Source organism: Kitasatospora sp. NPDC057518 (genome assembly GCF_042802075.1).
In the GTDB taxonomy this organism is placed as follows: domain Bacteria; phylum Actinomycetota; class Actinomycetes; order Streptomycetales; family Streptomycetaceae; genus Kitasatospora.
Genome location: NZ_JBHVEU010000030.1, coordinates 24,409 through 34,902, shown reverse-complemented (window position 1 = coordinate 34,902; position 10,494 = coordinate 24,409). Strand labels below are relative to the sequence as shown.

Genomic DNA, 10,494 nt, shown 5'->3' with positions numbered 1-10,494 from the left:
GTTCTCTGCAACTCGGCCTCGCCGGTGAGGCCGAGTGGCTGTTGACCGCCCGGCCCCGGCGGGCGCGGCGCGACCCGGGCGGAGCCAGGCCCCGGGCAGAGCAGACAGGCGAAATCGGCGAGGCTATGACGCAAGCGGCGCTCACGCACCCACCGGCGGCCCCGACCTCCGCCGCCCCGGCCCCGGCCCCGCGCGGGGGCCTGGTCCGCTGGGCGGCCGACCGCTCCGGCTGGCTCGGACCGATCGCCGTCGCGCTCTTCGCCGGCCTGCTGCGGTTCTGGAACCTCGGCCACCCCAACGCCTTCGTCTTCGACGAGACGTACTACCCCAAGGACGCCTGGTCGCTGCTCCAGCAGGGCTACGAGGGCACCTGGCCGGACCACGCCAACGCCGACATCCTCTCCGTCCCGCAGTCGATCCCGCTGGGCTCCGCGCCCGAGTTCGTCGCGCACCCGCCGCTCGGCAAGTGGGTGATGGCGACCGGCGAGCAGCTGTTCGGGCTCAACCCCTTCGGCTGGCGGTTCATGACCGCCCTGCTCGGCACCCTCGCCGTGCTGATGCTCGCCCGGATCGGCCGCCGTCTCTTCGGCTCCACCCTGGTCGGCTGCACCGCCGCGCTGCTGATGGCGGTGGACGGCCTCCAGCTGGTGATGAGCCGGGTCGGCCTGCTCGACGGCATCCAGATGTTCTTCGTGCTCGCGTCCTTCGGCAGCCTGCTGGTCGACCGCGACCACGTCCGCGCCAGGCTCGCCGGGGTGGCCGATGCCGACGCCGACGCCGTCCGGCTCGGCTGGCGCCCCTGGCGGATCGCCGCCGGGGTGTTCGTCGGCGCCGCCTGCGCGGTCAAGTGGAACGGCGCCCCGATCCTCGCCGCCTTCGGCATCCTGACCGTCCTGTGGGACCAGTCCGGCCGCCGCGGGGCCGGCGCCCGCCGCCCCTGGCGCTCCATGCTGCGCCTGGACGCCGTCCCCGCCTTCCTCGCCATGGTCGGCTCCGCCGTGGTGGTGTACGTCGGCGCCTGGAGCGGCTGGCTGGCCACCGGAGGCGGCGGCGCCAACGGCGGGGGCGGCTACGACCGGCACTGGGCCGACGGGCGCGCCGGGCTCTCCCCGGACAGCGTCCTCGGCATCCCGCTGCCGCAGGTCCCGATGGGCTGGGTGCCCGCGCCGCTGCGCAGCCTGTGGCACTACCACGCGCAGATGTACGACTTCAACACCGGCCTGAGCACCCCGCACACCTACCAGTCCAACCCCTTCGCCTGGCTGGTCGACGGGCGCCCGGTCTCGATGTACTGGGAGCAGATCCCGTACGGGCAGCACGGCTGCACCGCCTCGGGCGGCTGCGCGGCGCAGATCCTGGGCCTCGGCACGCCGTTCCTGTGGTGGGCGGCCTGCTTCGCGCTGGTCTACCTGCTGTGGCGCTGGTTCTTCCGGCGGGACTGGCGCTCGGGCGCGGTGCTGTGCGCGGTCGCCGCGGTCTACCTGCCCTGGTTCCGCTACCAGGAGCGGACGATCTTCTCCTTCTACATGGTCGTGCTGGTGCCGTTCCTCTGCCTGGCCGTCGCCCAGATGCTCGGGGCGATCCTCGGCCCGGCCGGGTGCAGCCCCGAGCGCCGCCGGGTCGGGGCGATCGGGGCCGGGGCGGTCGTGCTGGCGATCGTCGGCTGCTTCGCCTTCTTCTACCCGCTGTACACGGCGGAGGTGATCCCGATGTCGTCCTGGCAGGACCGGATGTGGTTCACCAGCTGGATCTGATGCCGGTGCCGGTGCCGGTGCCGCTGGCGGCGTCGGGCGGCCAGCTGCTGCCGGTCACCCCGGTGCTCGGGGTGGTCACCGCGGTGCTGCTGCTGGCCGCCGTCGCGGTGGCCGGGCGGGGCCTGCTCGGCCACGGGCACGCCGTCCTGCGGGCCGGGCTGCGCGCGGTGGTGCAGCTGGCGGCCGTCGCCGCGGTGATCAGCTGGGTGGTCGGTTCACTCTGGTGGTCGGCGCTGTTCGTGCTGGTGATGTTCTCGGTCGCGGTGCGCACCGCCGGCCGGCGGATGACCCCGGGCCCGGGCTGGGTCTGGGCGGCAGCCCCGATCGGTGCCGGGGTGCTGCCGGTGCTCGCCCTGCTGCTGGGCGTCGGACTGCTGCCGGCCGAGGGCCTGTCCGTCATCCCGGTCGCGGGCATCCTGATCGGCGGCGCGCTCAGCGCGACCTCGCTGGCCGGGCGGCGGGCCCTGGACGAGCTGCGGCTGCGCCGCGGCGAGGTGGAGGCCGCGCTGGCGCTCGGCTTCGAGGAGCGCGACGCCCGGCTGGAGATCTGCCGGACGGCGGCGGCGACCTCGCTCGTCCCGGCGCTGGACCAGACCCGGACGGTCGGCCTGGTCACCCTGCCCGGGGCGTTCGTCGGGATGCTGCTGGGCGGGTCCTCGCCGGTCCAGGCGGGGGCGGTGCAGCTGTTCGTGCTGATCGGGTTGCTGGCGGTGGAATCGGTGGCGATCGTGGTGGTGCTGGAACTGGTCGGGCGCGGGCTGGTCGCGGTCGAGCCGGACGGGGGCGGCCAGTAGGCGGGGCGGTGCCCGTCGGCCCGTCGTAGGTCACCGTGGGTCGTCGTGGCCCTCGTCGGTCTTCCGAGAGGGGTCGGTTGACGCCGTCGGGTACGCTTGGGGCCGTTGAAGGGGAGTAGCCCTCCACCGGACCGTCGACATACTGGCCCCCAGGGGCCCGGCGCCCGGGGCACCGCTCGATGAACGGTGCCGGCGAGACCTTCGGCCGCAGTGCTGTGACCATGAACCAGTGCTGTCGGGCCGAAGCGTCCCCTGACGGAGCCGCGGCGGCCGGGCAGCCTCCGACCGAGGAAAACCCCTGATGAGTCTCACCGTTGCCGCGTTGACCTTCGGCATCATCTTCCTGGCCGAACTGCCGGACAAGACCGCGCTGGCCAGCCTGGTGCTCGGCACCAAGTACCGCGCGAGCTACGTCTTCGCGGGCATCGCCGCCGCCTTCGCCCTCCAGGTGGGCCTCGCGCTCGCCGCCGGGCACCTGCTCTCGCTGTTGCCGCACCGCTGGGTGGAGGGCGTCACCGGCCTGCTGTTCCTGGTCGGCGCGGCGATGCTGCTGTTCCACGGCGGCGAGGACGAGGACGAGCACGCGGCCAAGGAGCCGTCCTCGAACAGCTTCTGGAAGGTGGCCGGGGCCAGCTTCGTGGTGGTCGCGATCGCCGAGTTCGGCGACCTGACCCAGATCATGACCGCCAACCTGGCCGCCAAGTACGCCGACCCGCTGGCCGTCGGCCTCGGCTCCTGGCTGGCGCTGTGCGCGGTCGGCGGGATCGCCATCGTGGGCGGCCAGAAGCTGCTCAAGTACGTGCCGATGAAGCTGATCATCCGGGTGGCGGCGGCGATCATGGTGGTGCTGGCGGGCATCAGCATCTTCGGGGCGATCACCGGCTGATCCGTCCGTCGTCCGCCGTCCGTCGCCTGTCGCCTGTCGGCCTCAGCAGCTGTTGTGGGAGTCCAGGGCGGCACGGGTGTTGGGGCCGAAGACACCCCGCTTGTCCCCCTTGACGGCCCACATCCACTGGACGTAGCCGACGGTGTTCACAGTGGTGTCGTCGTACACCCCGGTCACCGGCACGCTCGCCCAGCAGACGACGACGGCGAGCTTCTGCTGGAGGGCGGTCACGTCGGGCCCGCTCATCCCGGACTGCAGCACGCGCGGGGTCGGGGCGGTGGTGGGTGTCGGGGTCGGGGAGGGGGCCGGGGGAACGGTCGGCGTGGGGGCCGGGGCGGGGGGAGCGGCCGGGGCCTCGGTGGTCGGTGCGGCCGTCGGCGGCGGGGTGACCGTCTTCGTCGGGCTCGGCTTGCGGGTGGCGGTGGGCGTCGGGCTGGGCGCCTCGCTGGTCGGCGCCGCCGTGGTCGGAACGGGCGTCGCCAGGGTGGGCGGGTCCACCGGGGCGGGCGCCAGGGTGCTCGTCGGCAGCGGCTGCGCCTGCTTGGCTGGCGGTTCGGCGGAGGGCGTCACCGCGTACGCGACGCCGATGGTGAGCGCGACCAGGGCGGCGCCGATCCCGGCGAGCAGCCCCTTGCGCTGGGCGAGCGGGCGCCGCTCGGCCTGCTCGGCCGCCCGTCTGGCGGCCCGGCCGCCGCCCTCGGGCCCGGGCACGTCCGGGGCCCGCGCGACGTCCTGGCCCTGCCCGGCGCCGGGTGCCTGCCCGAAGGCGAAGAGGCCGATCTCGTTCCCGCCCGGCCCGGCGGGCGGGACCGGCGGCAGCACGGTGGTGGCGTACGCGTCCCCGTGGCCGCCGGGGTGGGCGCCGGGGTAGCCGTCGGCAGCGGGGCCGAACGGGTCCTGCCCGGGGCCGGCCGGGGCCTGTCCCGACCCGAAGGGGGCCTGCGCCGACCCGAAGGGGTCCTGTCCCGGGGCGACGGGCGGCAGCACCGTGGTGGCGTACGCGTCCGCGTCCGGTCCGAGCGGGGGAGCGGCCGGCTGCCCGGGGGCGGGCTGCCCCGGGGGGACCGGCGGCAGCACCGTGGTCGCGAACGGGTCCACCACCGGTGCGTTCGGGTGGCTCTCGTCGGCCACCTGGTCGGCGGTCTGCGGAACGTACGGGCGGACCAGCGGCGGGCCCTCGACGTGCGGCAGGACGGCGGTCTCGGTGAGGCTCGGGTCCGGGACGCAGCCGCACCCGGTGGAGCGTGCGGTGCCGCACGTCGGGCAGTGCTGGTCCGGCATCGGCCGGTCCTCCTCGGGTTCGCGTCGACTTCGCGGCCGGTCGGTCGGTCGTCGGTCAGTCGTCGTTCGTTCGTTCAGTCGGTCGATCGTCCGGTGCGCGTTCGGCGCGTGTTCCCGGCGGATCCGGGCGCACGATCGGGCCTGATTATGCAGGACCGTCCGAAGGGGGGACAGGGGCGTCCGTCCCCCGGCGGGGGTGTTGTGCCGGTTGGTGCGGGTTGGCTCCTCCGAGAACGCCCGGAGCGCGGCGGTTGTCCCCGGCGCTTACGCTCGGCTCAACCCGGTGGAACATACCGGGACGAAACCGACCAGCGCGGTGAGCTGGGAGTGATCATCCGCACGGCCCGGCCGACGGGCCCGGGACCCCATGGAGACGCCATGCCCACGGAGACGCCGTGACGCCCGGGGAGACGCCGTGACGCCCCGCGCGGACGCCGTGACGCCCGCGGGGACCCGATGACGGAGCCGCGCACCGCGTCCGGCCGGAGCCCGGCGGGCGAGCCCGGCCCGCCGGCGGTCACCGTCCCCAACCTCTGGGTGCCGATCGGCGCCCTGCTGCTGGCGATGCTGCTCGCGGCCCTCGACCAGACCATCGTCTCCACCGCGCTGCCGACCATCGTCAGCGACCTCGGCGGCCTCGACCACCTCTCCTGGGTGGTCACCGCCTACCTGCTGGCCTCCACCGCCGCGACCCCGCTGTGGGGCAAGCTCGGCGACATGTACGGCCGGAAGCGCTTCTTCCAGGCCTCCATCGTGATCTTCCTGCTCGGCTCGGTGCTGTGCGGGATCGCCCAGAACATGGGCGAGCTGATCGCCTTCCGCGCCCTCCAGGGCCTGGGCGGCGGCGGGCTGATGGTGCTCTCCCAGGCGATCGTCGGCGACCTCGTCGCGCCCCGGGACCGCGGCCGCTACCAGGGCCTCTTCGGCGCCGTCTTCGGCGTCACCAGCGTGCTCGGCCCGCTGCTCGGCGGGGTGTTCGTCGACCACCTCAGCTGGCGCTGGGTGTTCTACATCAACCTCCCGATCGGCATCGTCGCCCTGGTGGTGATCGCTGCGGTGCTGCACGGGCTGGAGGTCCGGCGCGAGCACCGGATCGACTACCTGGGCACCGTCCTGATCGCCGCCGTCGCCACCTGCCTGGTGCTGATGACCTCGCTCGGCGGGACCACCTGGGCCTGGACGTCCTGGCAGGTCGTCGGCCTCGGCGTGCTCGGGCTGGTGCTGCTGCTCGCCTTCGTCCAGGTCGAGCGGACGGCCGCGGAGCCGGTGCTGCCGCTGCGGCTGTTCCGCTCGCGGACGTTCAGCCTGGTCGCGGTGATCTCCTTCGTGGTCGGCTTCGCGATGTTCGGCGCGCTGACCTACCTGCCGACCTTCCTCCAGGTGGTCCAGCAGGTCTCGCCCACCATGTCCGGCATCCACATGCTGCCGATGGTGCTCGGCATGCTGCTCACCTCGATCGGCTCCGGCCAGATCGTCGCCCGTACCGGCCACTACCGGATCTTCCCGATCGCCGGGACGGCCGTGACGACGGTCGGGCTGCTGCTGCTCTCCCGGCTGGACGAGCACAGCAGCACCGCCGAGATGAGCTTCTACTTCCTGGTCTTCGGCCTCGGGCTGGGACTGGTGATGCAGGTGCTGGTGCTGATCGTGCAGAACTCGGTCGGCTACGAGGACCTCGGCGTGGCCACCGCGGGCGCCACCTTCTTCCGCTCCATCGGTGCCTCCTTCGGCGTCTCCATCTTCGGGACGGTCTTCGCGAGCGGACTGCGCAGCCGGCTCGCCGACGCCCTGGCGGGGGTGCCGCTGCCGCCCGGCTTCCGGCCGGAGGTCATCACCTCCGACCCGCGCGTCATCCCCCGGCTGCCGGCCGCCGTCCAGCCGGGCGTCTACCACGCGTACGCCGAGTCGATCACCCGGGTGTTCCTGTACGCGGTGCCGGTCGCGGTGGTCGCCTTCGTGCTGTCGCTGTTCCTGCGCGAACAGAAGCTGCGCTCCACCGTCACCGCTCCGGACCTCAGCGAGTCCATCGGGTTCAACCCGGTCGAGCGCACCTCGCTGGACGAGATCGCCCGCGCCCTCTCGGTGCTGAACAGCCGCGAGGCACGGCGCGACCTCTTCCGGCGGATCACCGAGACCGCCGGGCTGGACCTGCGGCCCGCCTCCAGCTGGCTGCTCCTCCAGATGCACCAGCACGGCTCGGTCGAGCCGGCCGAACTGGCCGAGCGGCGGATCGTCCCGGTCTCGGTGATCGAGGAGGCCGTCCGGGAGGTGGAGGGCCGGGGGCTCGCGGCGAGGGCCGGCGGGCTGCCGCTGCGGCTCACCGAACCGGGGGAGGAGGCGGCGCTGCGGCTGGTCGCCGCCCGGCGCACCCAGCTCGCCGAACTGCTGGGGGACTGGGACGAGCAGCGGTACGCCGAGCTCGCCGGGGTCCTGAACCGGCTCAGCTCCTCGCTCTGCGCGGACCGGCGCGACCGTCCGGACCCGTCGGGGCCGCAGGGGCCGTACCGTGGGGAGGGGCGGTCGTTCTGACCGTCCGTTCGTCCGTCTGCCCGTGGGGCGTGACCGGGGAAGGGGTGGTGCGGCGTGCCGCTCGAGATCGAGCGCAAGTTCCTGCTGGAGGCCTTCGAGCCGCCGGAGACGGCGGTGCGGCAGCACATCGAGCAGGGGTACATCGCGATCAAGGACGACGGGACGGAGGTGCGGCTGCGGCGGATCGGCGGCAGCTGCGTCCTCGGCGTCAAGCGCAAGGCGTCCGGTGCCGGTTCCCCGGTGCGGATCGAGGTGGAACGCGAGCTGGGGGAACAGGAGTTCACCGAACTCTGGCCGGCCACCGAGGGCGCGCGGCTGGTCAAGGAGCGCTACACCTTCGACGCGTCCGGCGTCACGGTCTACGCGGACGTCTACCAGGGGGAGTTGGCCGGACTGCGCACCGTCGAGGTCGAGTTCGGCTCGGAGGCCGAGGCGGCGGCGTTCTCGGCGCCGGAGTGGTTCGGCGCCGAGATCACCGGCGTGAAGGCGTACAAGAACCAGACCCTGGCGACCGGCGGTCTGCCCAACTCCTGAGACCGGTAACGGGGTTACGGTGCCCCGAACCAGCGCGGGGTGTCGAGGCGGAACGGGTCGCCGGGGGCGAGCAGGCGCAGGCCGTCCTCCAGTTGGCGCAGCTGCTCCTCGCCCAGGGCCGCCGACCACTCCTCGCGCAGCTCGTCGAAGATCCGGGCCGAGCGGAGCAGGCAGTCCACCCCGCGTGCGGTGAGCCGGACCAGCTTGCGCCGGGTGTCGGCCGGGTCGGCGGCCCGCTCGACGTAGCCGAGCTGCTCCAGGCCGTCGATGGTCTTGCCCGCGGCCTGCTTGGTGACGCCGAGGCGGCGGCCGAGCTCGGTGGCGGTGGTGCCGTGCGGGCCGATCGCCTGGAAGACGAAGCCGTGCATCGGGCGCAGGTCGGGGTGGCCTTCGCGGGCGATGCGCTCGTGCAGCTCGTCGATGATCGTCCGGAAGGCGAGCAGCAGGCGCAGCGGCAGCTCAAATCCCGGCGGGGACGGTTCACTTGACACGATAGACAACCTCATTGACCATATAGACAACTTCATTGTCCATCTTAGGGGGTTCCCTCGCCATGCCCGTCATCCGCCGGACCGACGCCCGCCGCACCGAGACCCCGAACGCCGTCATGACCACCTACGCCTCGCCCACCCAGGGCGCCACCTCCCTCGCCGTCTGGCACGTCGACATGACCGCCGGCGCCCGGGGCCCGCTGCACGCCATGGACACCGAGCAGGTCTGGACACTCCTCACCGGCACCGCCCGGGTCGACCTGGCGGGGGAGGCCTTCACCCTCGCCGCTGGAGACACCGCCGCCCTCCCCGCCGACACCGTCCGGCAGATCGCCACCGACACCGGCTTCACCGCCGTCGTCGCCTCCCCGTCCCCCGCCCACGCCTACAACCCCGACGCCGTCACCCCGCCCGACGCCTGCGCCCTCGCCCCGCGCGACGACCAGCGCGTCCTCCCGCCGTGGATCGCCTGAGCCCGATGCCGACGGGGGTGGGGATGGGGACGGGGACGGGGGCGGCCGAGGACTCGCCCCGGCCGTCCCCGCTCGACGGCCGCCGCTACTGCTGACCCTCGATGTCGTCCTGCACGTCGTCCAGGTTCTGCTGACCCTGCTGCTGGGCCTGCGAGGCCTTCTGCTGGGCCTCGTCCTGTTGCGGTTGCCCGCTTCCGATGCGCTGCTTGGCCTCTTCCTCGGCCTGCTGGGCCTTGTCCCGGAACTTGTCGCCGATACCCATGACCGTTCCCCTGTCCCTCGGGTTCTGGGCTCTACCTCCAGGCTTCCACCCGGGCCCGGTCCCTGCACGTCGACGCCCCACTACCCGCCGTGACTACCGGTGCCTCCGAACGGTCCGGCCGTGAGGTGTAGCAGACTGCTCCCCGTAAGCAGTCACCGGAGCAGAAGGAGTGCGCCATGTCCGTCGTCAAGATCAACGTCCTGACGGTGCCGACCGAGCAGCGCGAGGTGCTGGAGCAGCGCTTCGCCTCCCGGGCCGGCGCGGTGGAGAACTCGGACGGCTTCGAGTGGTTCGAGCTCCTCCGCCCCGTCGAGGGCACCGACCAGTACCTCGTCTACACCCGCTGGCGCAGCGAGGAGGACTTCAAGGCCTGGATGGAGGGCCCCATGAAGGCCGCCCACCAGAACGGCCCCGCCGGCGAGGCCCCCAAGCGCCCCGCCGCCTCCGGCTCCACCCTCTGGTCCTTCGAGGTCGTCCAGTCGGCGGGCCCCAAGGCGTGACCCGGGGCCCATCGCGAACCGTCCGCCTGAAAGCGCGTTTCCGGGCGGACGGTTCCCGGTCCTGCGGCGCTCAGCACGATGCGACGGGATGCATGCCCAGCAGGCTCCCCATAGGCACGGTCGCGCTACCTGACGTTGTCGTCGGGCGGATCAGGAGCTGGCGCTGATCTGCCGACACCAACTCGCCGCACATCTCGCCGGAGGGGGTGGTGACCCTGACGAGGTTCGCGGGTTTGGTCTGGGTGGCGGTCCACGTGACGGCGACAGCGGCCACGATCAGCATGAGGCCGAGCACGCAGCAGGCCGACGCCCGAGCCAGCGCTGTCGTCACCCGGGATGCTTCCCGTTCGGTCCATCGGCGGAGTGCCTGCCCACCGAGCAGGATCTCTTCTTCCGGGGCACCGTGGGCTGCTCGCATCGCGAGGAGGGAGCCGGTGACGAGCAATGCGAAGGCTCCGACCAGCAGTCCGGTGGCCGTCAGCCGTGCCCATTCCGGCAGATCGGCCAGGTTGTCCCGCCCCTTCAGGAGGGCGAGTACGGTGAGCAGGGCCGTCAGTCCTGTCAGCCCGGTTCGCCAGCCTTCGGCCTGGCGGCGGAGCTCGGGTAGCCGGGTGAACTCGAGTTCCCGGGCCAGTTCGGCCCAGCGGCGGTCGGATCTGGCACTCACGCTCGGAGCCTCCAGCTCGCACCGCACCCGAGGAAGAGGGAGTCCGGGGGGAGCTCGGGGTGTGCGTGCCCGCACTCGCAGAAGTGCACTTCCCCGACCAGCGGTTCGGGTTCGACCGCCGCACTCCTTCGCCCGATGAGCAGGTCGACGAGTCCCTTCCCTCCGATCCCCGGAATCCCTCGCCGGATCTCCGTCTCGGTCCGACCGTGGCAGCGTGGACAGGCACCACTCACCATGACCCCGCGCCCGTCGGGGGTGGGGCGTTGGTCGAAGTCCGTGCGGTCGAGGGGGCCGAGGTCCTCCTCGGCGTAGGGCTTGTCGAA

General features: G+C 73.1%; 11 protein-coding genes. 7 read left to right on the top strand and 4 right to left on the bottom strand.

The features are described 5' to 3' along the window. Positions 1 to 125 precede the first annotated feature (125 nt). The 3 genes from ACFU7Z_RS05415 to ACFU7Z_RS05405 all read left to right on the top strand — a co-directional run bounded on the left by ACFU7Z_RS05415 (position 126) and on the right by ACFU7Z_RS05405 (position 3,434). Entirely contained in the window at positions 126 to 1,754 is a 1,629-nt protein-coding gene (locus ACFU7Z_RS05415) for a dolichyl-phosphate-mannose--protein mannosyltransferase (protein WP_380776339.1), read from the top strand. Then, on the top strand, positions 1,754 to 2,548 hold the full coding sequence (locus ACFU7Z_RS05410; RefSeq protein WP_380776342.1) for an ABC transporter permease: 795 nt from the start codon (positions 1,754 to 1,756) through the stop codon (positions 2,546 to 2,548). Before ACFU7Z_RS05415 ends, ACFU7Z_RS05410 begins: the two co-directional genes overlap by 1 nt. A gap of 298 nt (positions 2,549 to 2,846) precedes the next feature. Further along, positions 2,847 to 3,434: a TMEM165/GDT1 family protein gene (locus tag ACFU7Z_RS05405; protein ID WP_049656026.1), complete on the top strand. Its 588-nt coding sequence runs from the start codon at positions 2,847 to 2,849 to the stop codon at positions 3,432 to 3,434. A gap of 42 nt (positions 3,435 to 3,476) precedes the next feature. On the opposite strand, the gene ACFU7Z_RS05400 is transcribed toward ACFU7Z_RS05405, so the two are convergent. Then, a complete protein-coding gene (locus ACFU7Z_RS05400; RefSeq protein ID WP_380776336.1) occupies positions 3,477 to 4,715 on the bottom strand; it encodes a hypothetical protein in 1,239 nt (412 codons plus the stop codon). A 456-nt stretch (positions 4,716 to 5,171) separates the two neighbouring features. Between ACFU7Z_RS05400 and ACFU7Z_RS05395 the strand changes: the two genes are divergently transcribed. Both ACFU7Z_RS05395 and ACFU7Z_RS05390 read left to right on the top strand, forming a co-directional pair. Next, complete coding sequence (locus ACFU7Z_RS05395; RefSeq protein ID WP_380776333.1) at positions 5,172 to 7,244, top strand: MFS transporter; 2,073 nt, start codon at positions 5,172 to 5,174, stop codon at positions 7,242 to 7,244. Positions 7,245 to 7,298: 54 nt separating this feature from the next. Then, the gene (locus tag ACFU7Z_RS05390) at positions 7,299 to 7,778 is read left to right on the top strand and encodes a CYTH domain-containing protein (RefSeq protein ID WP_049650521.1); all 480 of its coding nucleotides are present in this window, start codon (positions 7,299 to 7,301) and stop codon (positions 7,776 to 7,778) included. A gap of 14 nt (positions 7,779 to 7,792) precedes the next feature. On the opposite strand, the gene ACFU7Z_RS05385 is transcribed toward ACFU7Z_RS05390, so the two are convergent. Beyond that, positions 7,793 to 8,284 (bottom strand): MarR family winged helix-turn-helix transcriptional regulator, encoded by a 492-nt coding sequence (locus ACFU7Z_RS05385; RefSeq protein WP_107086393.1) that lies wholly within the window; start codon positions 8,282 to 8,284, stop codon positions 7,793 to 7,795. 47 nt (positions 8,285 to 8,331) lie between these two features. Here ACFU7Z_RS05385 and ACFU7Z_RS05380 point away from each other — a divergent pair, with 47 nt between their 5' ends. Beyond that, on the top strand, positions 8,332 to 8,742 hold the full coding sequence (locus ACFU7Z_RS05380) for a cupin domain-containing protein (RefSeq protein WP_074000813.1): 411 nt from the start codon (positions 8,332 to 8,334) through the stop codon (positions 8,740 to 8,742). A gap of 85 nt (positions 8,743 to 8,827) precedes the next feature. Here the strand turns inward: ACFU7Z_RS05380 and ACFU7Z_RS05375 are convergent, their stop codons facing one another. Continuing rightward, on the bottom strand, positions 8,828 to 9,004 hold the full coding sequence (locus tag ACFU7Z_RS05375; protein WP_380776330.1) for a hypothetical protein: 177 nt from the start codon (positions 9,002 to 9,004) through the stop codon (positions 8,828 to 8,830). Between the two features lie 176 nt (positions 9,005 to 9,180). On the opposite strand from ACFU7Z_RS05375, the gene ACFU7Z_RS05370 reads away from it, so the two are divergent. Next, entirely contained in the window at positions 9,181 to 9,504 is a 324-nt protein-coding gene (locus tag ACFU7Z_RS05370) for an antibiotic biosynthesis monooxygenase (protein WP_049650519.1), read from the top strand. 70 nt (positions 9,505 to 9,574) lie between these two features. Here the strand turns inward: ACFU7Z_RS05370 and ACFU7Z_RS05365 are convergent, their stop codons facing one another. Further along, positions 9,575 to 10,171 (bottom strand): hypothetical protein, encoded by a 597-nt coding sequence (locus ACFU7Z_RS05365; RefSeq protein ID WP_049650518.1) that lies wholly within the window; start codon positions 10,169 to 10,171, stop codon positions 9,575 to 9,577. Positions 10,172 to 10,494 lie beyond the last annotated feature (323 nt).

Bases quoted from the DNA above. Each gene is read 5' to 3' on its own strand.
- ACFU7Z_RS05415 (WP_380776339.1), top strand. From the start codon at position 126: ATGACGCAAGCGGCGCTCACGCACCCACCGGCGGCCCCGACCTCCGCC.
- ACFU7Z_RS05410 (WP_380776342.1), top strand. From the start codon at position 1,754: ATGCCGGTGCCGGTGCCGGTGCCGCTGGCGGCGTCGGGCGGCCAGCTG.
- ACFU7Z_RS05400 (WP_380776336.1), bottom strand. From the start codon at position 4,715: ATGCCGGACCAGCACTGCCCGACGTGCGGCACCGCACGCTCCACCGGG.
- ACFU7Z_RS05395 (WP_380776333.1), top strand. From the start codon at position 5,172: ATGACGGAGCCGCGCACCGCGTCCGGCCGGAGCCCGGCGGGCGAGCCC.
- ACFU7Z_RS05385 (WP_107086393.1), bottom strand. From the start codon at position 8,284: ATGAGGTTGTCTATCGTGTCAAGTGAACCGTCCCCGCCGGGATTTGAG.
- ACFU7Z_RS05380 (WP_074000813.1), top strand. From the start codon at position 8,332: ATGCCCGTCATCCGCCGGACCGACGCCCGCCGCACCGAGACCCCGAAC.
- ACFU7Z_RS05375 (WP_380776330.1), bottom strand. From the start codon at position 9,004: ATGGGTATCGGCGACAAGTTCCGGGACAAGGCCCAGCAGGCCGAGGAA.
- ACFU7Z_RS05370 (WP_049650519.1), top strand. From the start codon at position 9,181: ATGTCCGTCGTCAAGATCAACGTCCTGACGGTGCCGACCGAGCAGCGC.